The 14,850-nt window shown below is 58.6% G+C and carries 16 protein-coding genes and 1 other RNA gene; 10 read left to right on the plus strand and 7 right to left on the minus strand.

Annotation, left to right across the window (positions count from 1 at the left end; translation table 11 throughout):
* Positions 1 to 211: 211 nt before the first annotated feature.
* Together NKJ21_RS07380 and NKJ21_RS07385 are read left to right on the plus strand one after the other, a co-directional pair.
* On the plus strand, positions 212 to 736 hold the full coding sequence (locus tag NKJ21_RS07380; protein WP_016161871.1) for an SCP2 domain-containing protein: 525 nt from the start codon (positions 212 to 214) through the stop codon (positions 734 to 736).
* Positions 730 to 1,233, plus strand: a complete 504-nt coding sequence (locus NKJ21_RS07385; RefSeq protein WP_008806621.1) for a GNAT family N-acetyltransferase — start codon at positions 730 to 732, stop codon at positions 1,231 to 1,233. Before NKJ21_RS07380 ends, NKJ21_RS07385 begins: the two co-directional genes overlap by 7 nt.
* On the opposite strand, the gene NKJ21_RS07390 is transcribed toward NKJ21_RS07385, so the two are convergent.
* The gene (locus NKJ21_RS07390; RefSeq protein WP_032691467.1) at positions 1,220 to 1,510 is read right to left on the minus strand and encodes a GIY-YIG nuclease family protein; all 291 of its coding nucleotides are present in this window, start codon (positions 1,508 to 1,510) and stop codon (positions 1,220 to 1,222) included. The two genes, NKJ21_RS07385 and NKJ21_RS07390, sit on opposite strands and share 14 nt — an antisense overlap.
* Before the next feature lie 49 nt (positions 1,511 to 1,559).
* Between NKJ21_RS07390 and NKJ21_RS07395 the strand changes: the two genes are divergently transcribed.
* Entirely contained in the window at positions 1,560 to 2,003 is a 444-nt protein-coding gene (locus tag NKJ21_RS07395; RefSeq protein ID WP_008806619.1) for a YhbP family protein, read from the plus strand.
* Here the strand turns inward: NKJ21_RS07395 and NKJ21_RS07400 are convergent.
* A complete protein-coding gene (locus NKJ21_RS07400) occupies positions 1,965 to 2,501 on the minus strand; it encodes a type 1 glutamine amidotransferase domain-containing protein (protein WP_008806618.1) in 537 nt (178 codons plus the stop codon). The genes NKJ21_RS07395 and NKJ21_RS07400 overlap by 39 nt on opposite strands.
* 128 nt (positions 2,502 to 2,629) lie before the next feature.
* Here NKJ21_RS07400 and NKJ21_RS07405 point away from each other — a divergent pair, with 128 nt between their 5' ends.
* Entirely contained in the window at positions 2,630 to 3,277 is a 648-nt protein-coding gene (locus NKJ21_RS07405) for an NAD(P)H-binding protein (RefSeq protein WP_016161870.1), read from the plus strand.
* 75 nt (positions 3,278 to 3,352) lie between these two features.
* Positions 3,353 to 4,393 (plus strand): permease, encoded by a 1,041-nt coding sequence (locus NKJ21_RS07410; RefSeq protein ID WP_008806616.1) that lies wholly within the window; start codon positions 3,353 to 3,355, stop codon positions 4,391 to 4,393.
* 121 nt (positions 4,394 to 4,514) lie between these two features.
* On the opposite strand, the gene dolP is transcribed toward NKJ21_RS07410, so the two are convergent.
* Genes dolP through NKJ21_RS07430 form a run of 4 tightly spaced genes read right to left on the minus strand, consistent with a single transcriptional unit; the run spans position 4,515 to position 8,168 of the window.
* Positions 4,515 to 5,090 (minus strand): division/outer membrane stress-associated lipid-binding lipoprotein, encoded by a 576-nt coding sequence (dolP, locus tag NKJ21_RS07415; RefSeq protein ID WP_008806615.1) that lies wholly within the window; start codon positions 5,088 to 5,090, stop codon positions 4,515 to 4,517.
* A 9-nt stretch (positions 5,091 to 5,099) separates the two neighbouring features.
* Positions 5,100 to 5,690, minus strand: a complete 591-nt coding sequence (diaA, locus tag NKJ21_RS07420; RefSeq protein ID WP_002918211.1) for a DnaA initiator-associating protein DiaA — start codon at positions 5,688 to 5,690, stop codon at positions 5,100 to 5,102.
* A gap of 25 nt (positions 5,691 to 5,715) precedes the next feature.
* Positions 5,716 to 6,102 (minus strand): YraN family protein, encoded by a 387-nt coding sequence (locus NKJ21_RS07425; protein WP_008806614.1) that lies wholly within the window; start codon positions 6,100 to 6,102, stop codon positions 5,716 to 5,718.
* Positions 6,060 to 8,168 (minus strand): penicillin-binding protein activator, encoded by a 2,109-nt coding sequence (locus tag NKJ21_RS07430; protein WP_023323315.1) that lies wholly within the window; start codon positions 8,166 to 8,168, stop codon positions 6,060 to 6,062. Before NKJ21_RS07430 ends, NKJ21_RS07425 begins: the two co-directional genes overlap by 43 nt.
* Before the next feature lie 63 nt (positions 8,169 to 8,231).
* Here NKJ21_RS07430 and rsmI point away from each other — a divergent pair, with 63 nt between their 5' ends.
* The gene (gene rsmI, locus NKJ21_RS07435; protein ID WP_004144878.1) at positions 8,232 to 9,095 is read left to right on the plus strand and encodes a 16S rRNA (cytidine(1402)-2'-O)-methyltransferase; all 864 of its coding nucleotides are present in this window, start codon (positions 8,232 to 8,234) and stop codon (positions 9,093 to 9,095) included.
* 212 nt (positions 9,096 to 9,307) lie between these two features.
* Here rsmI and garD read toward each other — a convergent pair whose 3' ends face one another.
* On the minus strand, positions 9,308 to 10,879 hold the full coding sequence (gene garD / locus NKJ21_RS07440) for a galactarate dehydratase (RefSeq protein WP_049157122.1): 1,572 nt from the start codon (positions 10,877 to 10,879) through the stop codon (positions 9,308 to 9,310).
* A gap of 523 nt (positions 10,880 to 11,402) precedes the next feature.
* Between garD and garL the strand changes: the two genes are divergently transcribed.
* From garL to rnpB, 4 genes are all read left to right on the plus strand, one after another.
* Positions 11,403 to 12,173: a 2-dehydro-3-deoxyglucarate aldolase gene (gene garL, locus NKJ21_RS07445; RefSeq protein WP_023298255.1), complete on the plus strand. Its 771-nt coding sequence runs from the start codon at positions 11,403 to 11,405 to the stop codon at positions 12,171 to 12,173.
* Between the two features lie 26 nt (positions 12,174 to 12,199).
* A complete protein-coding gene (gene garR / locus NKJ21_RS07450; protein WP_012540492.1) occupies positions 12,200 to 13,090 on the plus strand; it encodes a 2-hydroxy-3-oxopropionate reductase in 891 nt (296 codons plus the stop codon).
* 64 nt (positions 13,091 to 13,154) lie between these two features.
* Positions 13,155 to 14,300 carry a glycerate 2-kinase gene (gene garK / locus NKJ21_RS07455; RefSeq protein WP_032741020.1) on the plus strand — a complete coding sequence of 382 codons (1,146 nt, stop codon included), beginning with the start codon at positions 13,155 to 13,157 and terminating at the stop codon, positions 14,298 to 14,300.
* Positions 14,301 to 14,332: 32 nt separating this feature from the next.
* Positions 14,333 to 14,715: RNase P RNA component class A (rnpB, locus tag NKJ21_RS07460), an RNA gene on the plus strand.
* Positions 14,716 to 14,850: the final 135 nt, after the last annotated feature.

Consider the following 14,850-nt stretch of genomic DNA (forward strand, 5'->3'; position numbering starts at 1 on the left):
GAAAAATGCGGCCCGTCAGGGACGCTGAATGGTTAACGAGCAGGGATTTTAGTTAACCTTCTGGTGACAATTTTTGATTTGAGGCAGTTAAAAGTGTATTGGTGGCGCCAATAACTGGCGGCCGTCATCGCGTTTTTGTTGATTTACGCCGCTATGTTGTTTATGTGATATGGCACAATAGCGGAACAATTGCATTCATGGAGTAAAGCTTGTGTTGGATAAACTGCGTTCCCGGCTGGTCCACTTTGGCCCGTCTTTACTGAGCGTGCCGGTTAAGCTGGCGCCTTTTGCCCTCAAGCGCCAGGTGCTGGAGCAGGTGCTAAGCTGGCAGTTCCGTCAGGCGCTGGCAGAGGGAGAACTGGCGTTTCTCGAGGGGCGCTGGTTAAGTATTCATGTGCGTGACATCGGTCTGCTGTGGTATACCTCGGTAGTCGATGGTCGCCTGGTGGTCAGCCAGCAGGCCGACGCCGACGTCAGCTTCAGCGCCGACGCCAGCGATCTGTTAATGATTGCCGCGCGCAAGCAGGATCCGGATACGCTATTCTTCCAGCGTCGTCTGGTGATTGAAGGCGATACGGAGCTGGGGCTGTACGTAAAAAATTTGATGGACGCCATTGAGCTCGAGCAGATGCCAAAAGCGCTGCGCGTGATGTTGCTGCAACTGGCGGATTTTGTCGAAGCTGGACTGAAGAGCCCGCAGAAACCTGAACAGACATCGGTAGGTGAGGCATGCTGATTCGAGTGGAGATTGGGATTGATGCACCGGGAATCGACGCGCTGCTGCGTCGTACCTTCGGCCGCGATGCCGAAGCGCAGCTGGTGCACGATCTGCGTGAAGATGGACTGATCACGCTGGGGGTGGTGGCAACGGATGATGAAGGCCAGGTGATCGGCTACGTTGCCTTCAGCCCGGTTGCAGTGGAAGGTGAAGAGCTGCAGTGGGTCGGTCTGGCGCCGTTGGCGGTGGATGAACACTATCGTGGACAGGGCATTGGCCGGCAACTGGTCTATGAAGGGCTGGATTCGCTGAATGAGTTCGGCTATGCCGCGGTGGTGACGCTGGGCGACCCGGATTTATACCGTCGCTTCGGCTTTGAGCCGGCCGCGCGCTTCGATCTCCGCTGCCGCTGGCCGGACAGCGCGGAGGCGTTCCAGGTTCACCGTCTGGCGGATGACGCTCTCGAAGGCGTCCACGGCCAGGTAGAATACAGCGACCATTTTAATCGCCTTTGAGCCTCGCCAGCAGGGTATCGAAGGCATCCTCTCCGGCAACGAGGCGCTCTTTTTCGCGCTTCGTTAGCTGCTTAACGCGGTATTCCAGTCGCAACGCAAGTGAGTGTTCACCAACCTCGTGGCTAAAGGCCAGCAGCAGGTCGCCTTTACCGCGCAACGCCTTCGCGCCTTTTCCCGCCTGATGCTGGCGAAAGCGGCGCGGCACATCGGTGGTGATGCCGGTATAAAGGCGATTGTCCGCGGTTCGAATGAGATACAGAAACCAGCACACGGTCACAAAGTCACTATGGTAAGGTGTGTGCACCATAGCATAATGGAGAAGAAAGATGGAAACCCTTGCTGCCATTGGTCGCTGGCTGAGTAAGCAGCACGTCGTCACCTGGTGCGTCTCCCGCGACGACGAGCTGTGGTGTGCGAATGCCTTTTACGTCTATGACCCGGATACCGTGGCCTTTTATCTGCTCAGCGATGAGCACACCCGCCACGGTCAGATGACCGGCGAACGGGCGAAAGTGGCCGGTACGGTTAATGGCCAGCCAAAAACCGTGGCCCTGATCCGCGGCGTGCAGTTCAAAGGCGAGATCCGTCGTCTGAGCGGTGACGAAGAGGCGCGGATGCGCCAGCGCTACGTCAAGCGCTTTCCAGTGGCCCGCATGCTGTCGGCGCCGGTATGGGAGATTCGTCCGGACGAAATCAAGTTTACCGATAACACGCTGGGCTTCGGGAAAAAGTTACACTGGCGGCGTGATGCCGGCGCCGAGCAGGCGTAGCGCTTCGCGATTGAAGGCCGGCAGATCGTCCGGCGTTCTGCTGGTGACCAGCTGTTCGTTATCGACCACCACCTCCTGGTCGTAAAACTCGCCCCCGGCGTTTTTCACATCCACCACGATAGGCTTCACCGCCGTGAGCTTACGCCCGCGGATCACATCGGCGCTGATCAGCAGCTGTGGGCCATGGCAGATGGCAAACACCGGCTTCCCGCCGTTGACGAAATCGCGGGTAAAGGTGACGAAGCGTTCATCCCCGCGCAGCTGATCAGGGGAATAGCCCCCGGGCAGCAGCAAGGCATCAAATTCGCCCGGTGTGACGTCATCAATGGCTCTGTCGATGGCCACCTCCGCTTCTCCCTGTTTACCCTTCACCGTCTTGCCAGCCTGCTTTTCGATCGTGACGACCTGATGCCCGGCGAGCTTGAACGCGTCGGCGGGAGAGGTAAATTCAGAATCTTCAAAGTCGTCGGTAATGAGCACGGCTATCTTTTTACTCATGCTTCCTCCGCTATCTGGATGGTCAATGAGGTAATTCCATGATGATGGTGGATACTTACCTTGTAAGGTATTAAGCCTGGAACATGAGCCCGAAAGTGCAAGGCGGAGAATTCTGTAAAGGAGAATCAATGAGTCAGGTATTATTAACCGGTGCGACCGGGTTAGTTGGCGGTCACTTACTCCGGCTGCTGCAGAATGAGCCGAGCATCAGCACCATCGCCGCGCCGACGCGTCGCCCTCTGGCGCCGGCGGAAGGTGTCTTTAATCCCCACGATCCCCAGCTGACCGATGCCCTGGCGCAGGTAGTCGACCCGGTCGATATCGTCTTCTGTTGCCTGGGGACGACGCGTCGGGAAGCGGGAAGCAAAGAGGCCTTTGTCCATGCTGACTACACGCTGGTGGTTGATACCGCGCTGACCGGCAAACGACTTGGTGCGCAACATATGCTGGTGGTTAGCGCGATGGGCGCCAATGCCCACTCGCCGTTTTTCTACAATCGGGTGAAGGGGGAAATGGAGGCGGCGTTGATTGAACAGGCCTGGCCGCGGCTGACCATCGCCCGGCCGTCGATGCTGTCAGGCGAGCGGGAAAAAAAACGGGCCAATGAGACTTTCCTCGAACCGCTGTTCCGGCTGCTGCCAGGAAACTGGAAAGCGATTCCGGCCCGTGACGTGGCGATTGCCCTGCTGGCGGAGGCGCTGTCGCCCTCCCAGGAAGGCGTGCAAATTCTGACGTCATCCCAGCTGCGGGAGCGCGCCGCGCAGCAGGCTGAATAGCGTTTTGCAAACGCAAATATCCGGCGTACTATTCACGGCTTCAATTCATATCCACATTTCTTGCTGGGGAATGCTATGACTGGTCAGTCTTCATCTCAGGCGGCGTCACCGTTTCAATGGTGGAAACCCGCGCTTTTCTTTCTCGTCGTGATTGTCGGCCTGTGGTTCGTCAAATGGCAGCCCTATTACGGGAAAGCCTTCACCGCCGCGGAAACCCACAGTATCGGTAAATCCATTCTCGCCCAGGCCGACGCCAATCCGCTGAAAGCCGCGTGGGACTATGCGATGGTTTACTTCCTCGCCGTCTGGAAAGCGGCAGTGCTCGGCGTGCTGCTCGGGTCGCTGATTCAGGTGCTCATCCCGCGCGATTGGCTGCTGCGCACCCTGGGACAATCGCGTTTTCAGGGCACGCTGCTGGGGGCGATTTTTTCACTGCCTGGCATGATGTGCACCTGCTGCGCCGCGCCGGTCGCGGCCGGCATGCGTAAACAACAGGTGTCGATGGGCGGGGCGCTGGCGTTCTGGATGGGTAACCCGCTGCTCAACCCGGCGACACTGGTGTTTATGGGCTTTGTCCTGGGCTGGCAGTTTGCGCTGGTTCGCCTGGTCGCTGGCCTGGCGACGGTGCTGATTGTTGCGACCCTGGTGCAGAAATGGGTGAAAGAGGCGGCGACGCAGCCGGTAGCGGTGCCTGCTGCACCGTCTGAAGCGGCCAGAGACAGCTTCTTTAGCCGCTGGCTGCGGGCGCTGTGGACCCTGTTCTGGAACACGATCCCGGTTTATATCCTCGCGGTACTGGTGCTGGGAGCGGCGCGGGTCTGGCTGTTCCCGCACGCCGATGGCGCGGTGGATAACACGTTGTTCTGGGTCATCGCGATGGCGATCGCCGGCTGCCTGTTTGTGATCCCTACCGCGGCGGAAATTCCGATTGTGCAGACGATGATGCTGGCTGGCATGGGGACAGCGCCCGCGCTGGCGCTGCTCATCACTCTGCCGGCGGTGAGCGTGCCGTCGCTGATTATGCTGCGCAAAGCCTTCCCCGCCAAAGCGCTGTGGCTGACGGGCGGACTGGTGGCGCTGTGCGGGGCGATTGTCGGTGCGCTGGCGCTGGTGTAGTTTGCCGTAAACGTATGGATAGCCGGATTGGCTGCCGGGCGGCGGCTACGCCTTACCCGGCACACAACGGACAGGGGACGGTAGCCCGGCTAAGCGCAGCGCCAGCCGGGAGACTGCAGGTTTATTTGATGTAGGTAAAGGCGGTAGTCACCCGGGACACGCCGCTCACCCGGCTGGCAATATCCGCGGCAGCCCGGCCTTCGCGCTCGGTCACCAGCCCCATCAGGAAGACTTCGCTGTTTTCCGTGGTCACCTTCACGTTCGAGGATTTGACCTGATCGGTGCTCAGCAGCTGCGAACGCACCTTGGTGGTAATCCAGGTATCAGACGAGGCGGTCCCTAAACCAATCGGCTGGCCCTGGCGCACTTCATTAAACACTTCCGTGGTCCCTTCCACGCCCATGGCGATTTGCTTGGCGCGGGCGGAGAGGTCCGGCGTCGGCGACTGGCCGGTCAGCAGGACTTTGCCCTGATAAGCCGTGACGTTGATGCGGGCCTGTTTCTTAATCTGTTCATCTTTCGACAAGGCGCTATTGACGCGCAGTTCCAGGGTGCTGTCATCGACCTGGGTTCCCACCGTACGCGGGTCCGTTGCGGCTTTAGTGCCGACAGCTGCCGTTCCGACTACCGCGGCGGCAACGCAGCCCTGCAGCAATAGTGCAGAAAGCAGGATGGCGAGGGGCGAGAGAGCCTTCATGTGTTCTCCTTAATCGTCCTGGTGTGGAAAAAGGGTGTTATCTATCAAATCGCACAGACAGTTGACGGTTAGCATATGCATCTCCTGAATACGCGCGCTGCGATGCGAGGGGATGCGGATTTCGACATCCTGCTGACCTAAGAGGCCAGCCAGCTCACCGCCGTCATAGCCGGTTAACGCGACGATAGTCATGTCGCGAGTCACGGCGGCTTCCACCGCTTTGACGATATCCCGGCTGTTACCGCGCGTAGAGATCGCCAGCAGCACATCGCCGGCGTGTCCCAGGGCGCGCACCTGCTTGGCGTAGATCTCGTCATGCAGGCGATCGTTGGCGATCGCGGTTAAGACCACATTATCGGTATTTAGTGCAATGGCGGGTAAACCAGGGCGTTCCGTTTCAAAACGATTAATCATGCTGGCAGCAAAATGCTGTGCGTTGGCGGCGGAGGTGCCATTACCACAACAGAGGATTTTGTTGCCGTTGAGCAGGGACTGCACGAGCGTCATCGCCGCCCGGGAGATGGCGTCCGGGAGTGCTTCCGCTGCGGCAATTTGGGTTTGAATGCTTTCGGTAAAGCAGGCTTTGATTCTGTCGAGCACGGGATCCCTTACTTCTGGTATTACGCTATTCGCCAAAGGCGTTTTTTAGCCATTGGATGTCGTTTCCGGTGAAGGCTACCACATCGAAACGGCAATCCACAGTCTCAAAGCTCCCATTCTGTCGGCAGAGCCACAAACGGGCGGCTTTAAGCAGTCGTTGTTGTTTTTGCGGGGTGACGCTGGCCGCCGCGTCACCGTACCGGGCGCTACGGCGGTAGCGCACCTCGACAAAAACGGTGACGGCGCCGTCGCGCATGATGAGGTCAATTTCGCCGCCACGCTCGCGGGCATTGGCGGCGATAAAACGCAGGCCCTGGCCTTCCAGCCAGCGGCGAGCCTGGTTTTCCCAGGCATCGCCAGTCTGTTTGCTTAGCTGGCCGGAACGATTTTTCCCTGCTGGTACTTGAGCCATGACAGTTTCCTGTTAATCACGCAGTCCTGGGTGGCCGTCAGATCGCCGGTATTGCCGTTCAGCTCGAAGCCCGGCGTTTGGCGCATTTGCGTGAAGTGGTTCGCCAGTGACCAGGCGTCAGCCCCCATGGCATACAGGCGCGCCAGCGAGTAGTCATTACGTACAGCGGACAGCGCCTGCTGCATCAGCGCCGGGTTGCTGCCGGCCAGCATCGGGATCTCACTATACTGCAGCCCTTCCATCTCCAGACGGAAATCCGGCCCTGCGGTGCCCTGGGCGCTGCGCGAGCTGGCGTACAGGGTGACATTGTTTTGACTGCCGTTGCGCATGGCGATCATGGGTTTGATATAGGCAATCTGTTCCGGGGTGGCGAGGATATAGGCGGCGTCCACGCTGCCGCCGCTGCTCACCGGCATCTCATCCGCACTGCCGAGGGAACTGTTCTGGGCCGAAGGCAGGGTGGAGACCGGGGTGCCGGTCAGCGCAATGCCCCCTCCGCCGTTGACGCCGGCGCGCAGCTCGGCCGTGGATCCAAAACGCTGCTGCAGGACGCTGGCGCCGCCCAGCTTCAGCCATTCGTCGGCAAACGCGCTAACCACGCGATCGCCCAGCGCACCGCGCGGAACCAGCAGCAGTGGCGTCTGTTTGCCCTGTTGGTGGATATGTCGGGCCGCGTCACGCGCTTCGTCTTCAGGGGAAAGCGCGAAATAGCAGAGGTTAGCGCGGCTTTCGACTTTCTCCGGCTGGTTGAGGGCCAGTACATTGAGCGGCGTGTTGCTCTTAATCACATCATCTACGTTCTCTTTCAGCAGCGGCCCGACGACTAAAGTGGCGCCGTCCTGTTGAGCCTGGGCAAGCAACTGACTGATGGGCTGGCTGGTGGTGTCGTAAATTTTTAGTTCCGCAGAGGGGTTGGCGGCGCTGGCGACTGCGGGCTGAGGCTGTGCGGTCGGGGCGGTGACCGGCTGAGTGACCGGGGAAGCGGTGGTCTGCGGCGTGGCGGACGCTGCCGGCGCCTGGGCTGTAGGTTCCGCGGCAGGCGCCGCCTGGTCTTGTGCCGGGGCTTGCACCGGTTCAGCGCGGCTTCCGGTGGCGGTTAGATCGCTGACTTCTGCCTGCGACGGACTCACTACATCATCATTACCGGAGACATTCGCCGCCTGGGCAACCTGCGCGGGAACGGCGCTACCCGTCACCGACGGCGCACCATTTTTGGCGGCTTCAAAGCCCTGCTGGATAGTGCGGCCGAATATCGACGCCTGACCGTTCAGCGGCAGAAAAAGCGCAATCTTGTTGGTGGACGCGGGCTTATAGTTTTGCATGTTCACCAGCGCCGTCGGCAGCATTTTGGCGCCCGGATTTTGCGGATAGCGCGTCTGCCAGTCTTTAACGCCTGCTTTCAGCAGCGTCGGATCGTTGCGGTTGTCAAACCACATCCGCTGCAGATCCAGCCAGCCCTGGAGGGTATTTTCATCGGCGTTGATCACCAGCGCATTGGCCTGGTCCTGGGGCATCGAGGTGAGCGCTTGCCACGTCGCATCAATATTTTTCTGACGCTGTTTCGCGTCACTCAGCAGCGGCTGCTGGGCGATTAAGGCGCGCAGCAGGGTCAGCGATGGTTTGCCCTGGCTGGCATCGATTTGCGCCTGCCAGTAGCGCGCCTGCTGGGGTTGATCCAGGCTTGTCGGGTCGAGCTTTGCCAGCAGAGTACGAGCGCCCTGATAGTCGTTTTGCGCCAGCTTCACTTCCACCGCCAGCAGCGACTGTTCACGGGCCTGGGTGCTGTTCAGGTTCGACGGCAGCTGGTTGTACAGGTCGATGGCCTGCTGCTTCTTCCCTTCCTGCAGCAGTGCACGAATGGCGAGTAATTGCCAGTTGGTCTTGCTATCATTCGTGCTTTGCTGCATCTGCTGTAGGTAGAAACTGGAGTTGGCCTGCGATGTACCCTGCATAAACGCCGTGCTTTGATCCTGCGTGTGGGTGCCGCAGCCAGCAAAAAGAAGCGTCGCCAGCAATACGGGCAGACAGCGCGCGGGCTTAGAACGAAGAAATGTTGACGGTACCATAAGTGTCCAGTGATATTTTTTTGGCTCAATGCTCAATATTAAATCGGCAATACGGACGAGACAATGAAACAACACGAATCAGCGGATAATTCTCAGGGGCAGCTCTATATTGTGCCCACTCCGATAGGGAATCTGTCTGATATCACGCAGCGCGCACTGGAAGTGTTGCAAGCTGTTGATTTAATTGCTGCGGAAGATACCCGCCACACCGGTTTGCTGCTGCAACATTTTGCGATTAACGCCCGCTTATTTGCGCTTCACGACCATAACGAGCAGCAAAAGGCGGAAACACTTCTCGCTAAACTGAAAGAAGGGCAAAACATCGCGCTGGTCTCCGATGCCGGCACGCCGCTGATTAACGACCCTGGCTATCATCTGGTGCGCACCTGCCGCGAAGCGAATATTCGCGTGGTGCCGCTGCCGGGTCCCTGTGCGGCCATCGCCGCCCTGAGCGCCGCCGGTCTGCCTTCCGACCGTTTCTGCTATGAAGGCTTCCTGCCGGCGAAATCGAAAGGCCGTCGCGATACCCTGAAGGCGCTGGAAGAAGAACCGCGCACTCTCATCTTCTATGAGTCAACGCACCGTCTGGTGGAGAGTCTGGAAGATATCTGCGCGGTACTGGGAGAATCCCGCTACGTGGTGCTGGCCCGCGAGCTGACCAAAACCTGGGAGTCTATCCACGGCGCGCCGATCGGCGAGCTGGTGGCGTGGGTGAAGGAAGACGAAAACCGCCGCAAAGGCGAGATGGTGTTGATTGTCGAAGGCTTTAAGGCCCAGGAAGAGGCGCTGCCGGCAGCCGCGCTGCGTACCCTGGCGCTGCTGCAAGCGGAGCTGCCGCTGAAGAAAGCCGCCGCGCTGGCCGCGGAGATCCACGGCGTGAAGAAAAATGCGTTGTATAAGTACGCCCTGGAGCAGCAGGGGGAGTAAGCCTGTAAACTGACTTTGGGAGCAGCAAGCCGCTCTTCAGAAATTGAAGGGCGGCTTGAACGTCATCCGATATGTCGGAAGAAATGTCGGAAGAAATGTCGGAAGAAATGTCGGAAGAAAAGGGCAGAATCGCTTTCCTTGCCGCACAGCATCCGTAACCAACAAGCCCGGATAAATCCGGGCTAAAAGTAGTTAAATTCTCACGCTCTCGATCAGGTCACCGGCGCCGGGTTAAACACCGCCAGCTGGTTGTGCAGGCCCCATTGATCGGAGAAGGTTTTCTTGCGTCCGCTGGCGACGTCGAGAATAAATTCGAACAGCTTCCGCCCGACATCCTCAATCGTCTCTTCGCCAGTGGCGATGGTCCCGGCGTTAATGTCCATTAAGTCATACCAGCGGTTGGCCAGCTCGGTACGGGTCGCCATTTTTATTACGGGTACCGCCATCAGGCCATACGGTGTGCCGCGACCGGTGGTGAACACCTGCACGGTAATGCCAGAGGCGACCTGCTGGGTGCCGCAGACAAAATCGCTGGCGGGGGTAGCGGCATAAATCAGGCCGCGCTTGGTTGGGCGCTGGCCTGGAGAGAGCACCTCGACGATGGCGCTTTTCCCTGATTTAGCAATAGAACCCAGCGCTTTTTCCACCACGTTAGCCAGGCCGCCTTTTTTGTTGCCGGGGGAGGGGTTGGCGCTGCGGTCGGTTTTGCCCATGTCGAGATAGTTATCGTACCAGGCCATCTCTTCCAGCAGGCGTTTGCCGACCTCTTCGTTAATCGCCCGCGGGGTTAACAGATGGATGGCGTCGCGGACTTCGGTCACTTCCGAGAACATCACCGTCGCGCCGCAGCGCACCAGCAGGTCGGACGCGTAACCCACCGCCGGGTTGGCGGTCACACCGGAGAAGGCGTCGCTGCCGCCGCACTGCATGCCGACCACCAGCTCTGAAGCCGGACAGGTTTCCCGCTGGCGCTGGTTCAGTTTCGCCAGGTGGCGCTCGGCGACCTGCAGAATGTCATCGACCATCGATTTAAAACCAACATGCTTTTCATCCTGCAGGCTGACGATGCTGGCGCTGTCCACCGGGATACTTTTGACGTCTTCCGTGCCCTGCAGCAGGCGTTCCGGCTGCAGCTTTTCACAGCCGAGGCCAATGACCATCACCTCGCCGCCGAAATTCGGGTTGAGGGCGATATTGTGGATAGTGCGAATTGGCACTACCGCCGCCGGTGCATTAATCGCCACGCCGCAACCGTAGAGGTGGTTCAGGCCTACCACGCCGTCGACGTTGGGGTATTTCGGCAGCAGGTCGCGTTCAATGATTTTCACCACATAATCAACCACGCCCGCAACACAGTGCACGCTGGTGGTGATGCCCAGCAGGTTCTTGGTGCCCACGCTGCCATCGGCATTGCGGTACCCTTCAAAGGTATAGCCTTCCAGCGGCGGTAGGGGTTCAGGCACTTTGGTCGCCAGCGGCAGGGTGTTCAACGGCGGGGCGGTGGGCAGTTCCACCAGCGATTCGTCAATCCAGCTTCCCTGTGGGATGTCGCGCACGGCGAAGCCAATCACTTCTCCGTAGCGGATGATTTCACCGCGGGCAGGGATATCCACCAGGGCTACTTTATGACCCTGTGGGATGTGTTCGACGAGCGTCAGGCCGTCCGGGAAACGTGTTCCGGCGGTCAATCCCCGATCGTTGACAATAATCGCCACGTTATCTGTCGGGTCAACTTTAATATAAAACGCGGTTGGCGATTGTTGTCGAATTGCAATGTCAGCCATTGTCCAGTCATCTCCAAACAGGTGCTAAAAAAAGAATGAAATGGTCATTCTGGTGCTGTAGAAAAGAATAATGAAATAAAGAATGTCAGGAGTAATGGCTTTAAAATGTGATCTGTGTCACCCCTCTCGGCGATGACGCTCACGCACCGACAGGCAATCATGAGAACTGTGGATTAGCGCCCATGACTTGTGGCATTTGCCTAACTAAAGCGTCAGATAAGACATTTATATTGTGATTATGCATGGTGTCTGGCGATGGCAGGCTGATTATACTGTGTCATGTTTTTGAGGTAGCCGATAGGCAATAAGAGAGCGTTGATATCGTCTATTTAACAAATAAAGAACCCGATTAAAAAAATAATAAAAGGTGTTCTGTGTTTGATGAATATCTTCATGATCCTGGATGGGATGAGAAACAAGGAATACCAACTCGCTATTTTATTCTGCTGATTATATTTATGGTTCGCGAGATTAAACGCCTGGAATTGCAGAAGTAAGCAACGATTAACGCAAGGTAAACATCATGGATAACGCAATTTTCCCGAACAAATTTAAGGCCGCGCTGGCGGCTCATCAGGTGCAGATTGGCTGCTGGTGCGCGCTGGCTAACCCGATCAGCACCGAGGTGCTGGGTCTGGCCGGTTTCGACTGGCTGGTGCTGGATGCGGAACACGCGCCGAACGACGTGACCACGCTTATCCCACAGCTGATGGCGCTGAAGGGCAGCTCCAGCGCGCAGGTAGTCCGTGTGCCGACCAATGAGCCGATCATCATCAAGCGCATGCTGGACATCGGCTTCTATAACTTCCTGGTGCCGTTTGTCGAGACGGCTGAACAGGCGGCGCAGGCGGTGGCGTCGACCCGTTATCCGCCGGAAGGGATCCGCGGGGTCTCCGTTTCCCACCGCGGCAATATGTTCGGCACCGTGGCGGACTACTTCGCCCAGTCCAACAAGAACATTTCCATTCTGGTGCAGATTGAGAGCCAGACCGGGGTGGACAACGTCGAGGCGATTGCCGCGACCGACGGCGTCGACGGCCTGTTCGTCGGCCCGAGCGACCTGGCCGCGGCCTTAGGTCATCTGGGCAATGCCGCCCATCCTGAGGTACAGCGCGCCATCCAGCATATCTTCGCCAGCGCGAAGAAACACGGTAAGCCAAGTGGCATTCTGGCGCCGGTGGAAGCCGATGCGCGCCGCTATCTGGAATGGGGCGCGACCTTCGTCGCCGTCGGCAGCGATCTGGGGGTCTTCCGCTCAGCAACGCAGAAACTTGCTGATGCGTTTAAAAAATAATCACCAGGATGAAGAGAGAGAACATTATGACAATCAAAGTAGGTTTTATCGGTCTTGGCATTATGGGTAAACCGATGAGCAAAAATTTGCTGAAAGCAGGTTATTCGCTGGTGGTGTCCGACCGTAACCCGGAAGCGATTGCCGACGTGATTGCCGCGGGTGCTGAGACCGCAACGACGCCGAAGGCGATTGCTGAGCAATGTGACGTGATCATTACCATGCTGCCAAACTCTCCGCATGTGAAAGAGGTGGCGCTGGGTGAAAACGGCATTATCGAAGGCGCAAAGCCGGGCACCGTGGTGATTGATATGAGCTCTATCGCGCCGCTGGCGAGTCGGGAAATCAGCGAAGCGCTGAAAGCCAAGGGTATTGATATGCTGGATGCGCCGGTGAGCGGCGGCGAACCAAAAGCCATCGACGGCACCCTGTCGGTGATGGTCGGCGGCGATAAGGCGATCTTTGATAAATACTACGATCTGATGAAAGCGATGGCGGGCTCCGTGGTGCATACCGGCGACATCGGCGCGGGTAACGTCACCAAACTGGCTAACCAGGTGATTGTCGCCCTGAACATCGCGGCGATGTCTGAAGCGCTGACTCTGGCGACCAAAGCTGGCGTCAATCCGGATCTGGTATATCAGGCGATCCGTGGCGGCCTGGCGGGCAGTACCGTGCTGGATGCCAAAGCGCCGATGGTGATGGATCGTAACTTCAAGCCGGGATTCCGTATCGACCTGCATATTAAAGATCTGGCGAACGCCCTGGATACGTCCCATGGCGTGGGCGCTCAGCTACCGCTGACGGCGGCGGTAATGGAGATGATGCAGGCGCTGCGTGCGGACGGTCTGGGCACCGCGGACCATAGCGCGCTGGCGTGCTATTACGAAAAACTGGCGAAAGTGGAAGTCACTCGCTAACAAGAAGGGCGCACCACGCGCCCTGTTATTCTTGCCTTGCGCGGCACGGTCAGGCTACAAACTTATGAAAATCGTCATTGCCCCAGACTCTTACAAAGAAAGCCTGTCTGCCGCCGAGGTAGCTCAGGCGATAGAAAAAGGATTCCGTGAAATTTTCCCCGACGCGCAGTATGTTTCCATGCCCGTCGCCGACGGCGGCGAGGGAACGGTGGAGGCGATGATTGCCGCGACGCAGGGAACGGAACATTCCGCATGGGTGACTGGCCCGCTGGGCGAGAAAGTGGAGGCCTGCTGGGGCATGTCCGGCGATGGCGTCACTGCGTTTATTGAGATGGCGGCGGCCAGCGGCCTGGGACTCGTTCCGCCCGAAAAACGCAACCCTCTCATCACCACTTCACGCGGTACCGGCGAGCTGATATTACAGGCGCTGGAACATGGCGCGAAACGGATCATTATCGGTATCGGCGGCAGTGCGACCAACGACGGTGGAGCGGGCATGATGCAGGCGCTAGGCGCCCGCCTTTGCGACGCCGAGGGGCAGGAGATCGGCCATGGCGGCGGTAGCCTGAGCCGTCTGAGCCGGATCGATCTTTCCGCCATCGATCCACGCTTACGTGACAGGATGATCCACGTGGCCTGCGACGTCACTAACCCGCTGGTGGGCGAGCGCGGCGCGTCGCGGATCTTTGGCCCGCAGAAAGGGGCGACCGAGGCGATGATCGTTGAGCTGGATCGTAATCTGGCGCACTTCGCCGACGTCATTAAGGCGTCGCTGCAGGTGGACGTTAAGCCGATCCCCGGGGCGGGGGCGGCCGGCGGCATGGGCGCGGCGCTGATGGCCTTTCTTAATGCGGAACTGCGTAGCGGGATTGAGATCGTTACCGAGGCGCTGAAGCTGGAAGAGCAGATCCATGACTGCTCGCTGGTGGTCACCGGAGAAGGGCGGATCGATAGCCAGTCTATTCACGGTAAGGTGCCGGTGGGGATAGCCCGGGTGGCGAAAAAATACCGTAAGCCGGTGATCGGTATTGCTGGCAGCCTGACCCACGACGTCGGCGTGGTTCATCATCACGGCATCGATGCGGTTTTCAGCGTGTTAACCACAGTTTCGACGCTGGAAGAGGCATTTCGCGGGGCATTTGATAACATTTACCGCGCGTCGCGCAATATCGCCGCCACCCTGCAGGTTGGGATGACGACAGAAGGATGACAACGGGCGGTAAACCCTCTATACTGCGCGCCGAAGCTGACCAGACAGTCGCCGCTTCGTCGTCGTCCTCCTTCGGGGGGAGACGGGCGGAGGGGAGGAAAGTCCGGGCTCCATAGGGCAAGGTGCCAGGTAACGCCTGGGGGGTGTCACAGCCCACGACCAGTGCAACAGAGAGCAAACCGCCGATGGCCCGCGTAAGCGGGATCAGGTAAGGGTGAAAGGGTGCGGTAAGAGCGCACCGCGCGGCTGGTAACAGTCCGCGGCACGGTAAACTCCACCCGGAGCAAGGCCAAATAGGGGTTCATAAGGTACGGCCCGTACTGAACCCGGGTAGGCTGCTTGAGCCAGTGAGCGATTGCTGGCCTAGATGAATGACTGTCCACGACAGAACCCGGCTTATCGGTCAGTTTCACCTCTTTATGCAAAAACCCCGCTCCGGCGGGGTTTTTGCTATTCGAATAGCGGGGACAGGATGAATGACTGTCCACGACGCTGTACCAAAAGAACGCGGCTTATCGGTCAGTTTCACCTTTTTATGTCAAAACCCCGC

Source organism: Klebsiella sp. SWET4 (assembly GCF_024296565.1).
Classification (GTDB): domain Bacteria; phylum Pseudomonadota; class Gammaproteobacteria; order Enterobacterales; family Enterobacteriaceae; genus Klebsiella; species Klebsiella variicola.

What these genes read in the sequence shown, in the direction of transcription:
- garK (WP_032741020.1), top strand. Translation starts at nt 13,155, where the DNA reads ATGAAAATCGTCATTGCCCCAGACTCTTACAAAGAAAGCCTGTCTGCC.
- NKJ21_RS07385 (WP_008806621.1), top strand. Translation starts at nt 730, where the DNA reads ATGCTGATTCGAGTGGAGATTGGGATTGATGCACCGGGAATCGACGCG.
- NKJ21_RS07400 (WP_008806618.1), bottom strand. Translation starts at nt 2,501, where the DNA reads ATGAGTAAAAAGATAGCCGTGCTCATTACCGACGACTTTGAAGATTCT.
- NKJ21_RS07430 (WP_023323315.1), bottom strand. Translation starts at nt 8,168, where the DNA reads ATGGTACCGTCAACATTTCTTCGTTCTAAGCCCGCGCGCTGTCTGCCC.
- dolP (WP_008806615.1), bottom strand. Translation starts at nt 5,090, where the DNA reads ATGAAGGCTCTCTCGCCCCTCGCCATCCTGCTTTCTGCACTATTGCTG.
- NKJ21_RS07395 (WP_008806619.1), top strand. Translation starts at nt 1,560, where the DNA reads ATGGAAACCCTTGCTGCCATTGGTCGCTGGCTGAGTAAGCAGCACGTC.
- NKJ21_RS07405 (WP_016161870.1), top strand. Translation starts at nt 2,630, where the DNA reads ATGAGTCAGGTATTATTAACCGGTGCGACCGGGTTAGTTGGCGGTCAC.
- NKJ21_RS07425 (WP_008806614.1), bottom strand. Translation starts at nt 6,102, where the DNA reads ATGGCTCAAGTACCAGCAGGGAAAAATCGTTCCGGCCAGCTAAGCAAA.
- NKJ21_RS07410 (WP_008806616.1), top strand. Translation starts at nt 3,353, where the DNA reads ATGACTGGTCAGTCTTCATCTCAGGCGGCGTCACCGTTTCAATGGTGG.
- garR (WP_012540492.1), top strand. Translation starts at nt 12,200, where the DNA reads ATGACAATCAAAGTAGGTTTTATCGGTCTTGGCATTATGGGTAAACCG.
- rsmI (WP_004144878.1), top strand. Translation starts at nt 8,232, where the DNA reads ATGAAACAACACGAATCAGCGGATAATTCTCAGGGGCAGCTCTATATT.
- garD (WP_049157122.1), bottom strand. Translation starts at nt 10,879, where the DNA reads ATGGCTGACATTGCAATTCGACAACAATCGCCAACCGCGTTTTATATT.
- garL (WP_023298255.1), top strand. Translation starts at nt 11,403, where the DNA reads ATGGATAACGCAATTTTCCCGAACAAATTTAAGGCCGCGCTGGCGGCT.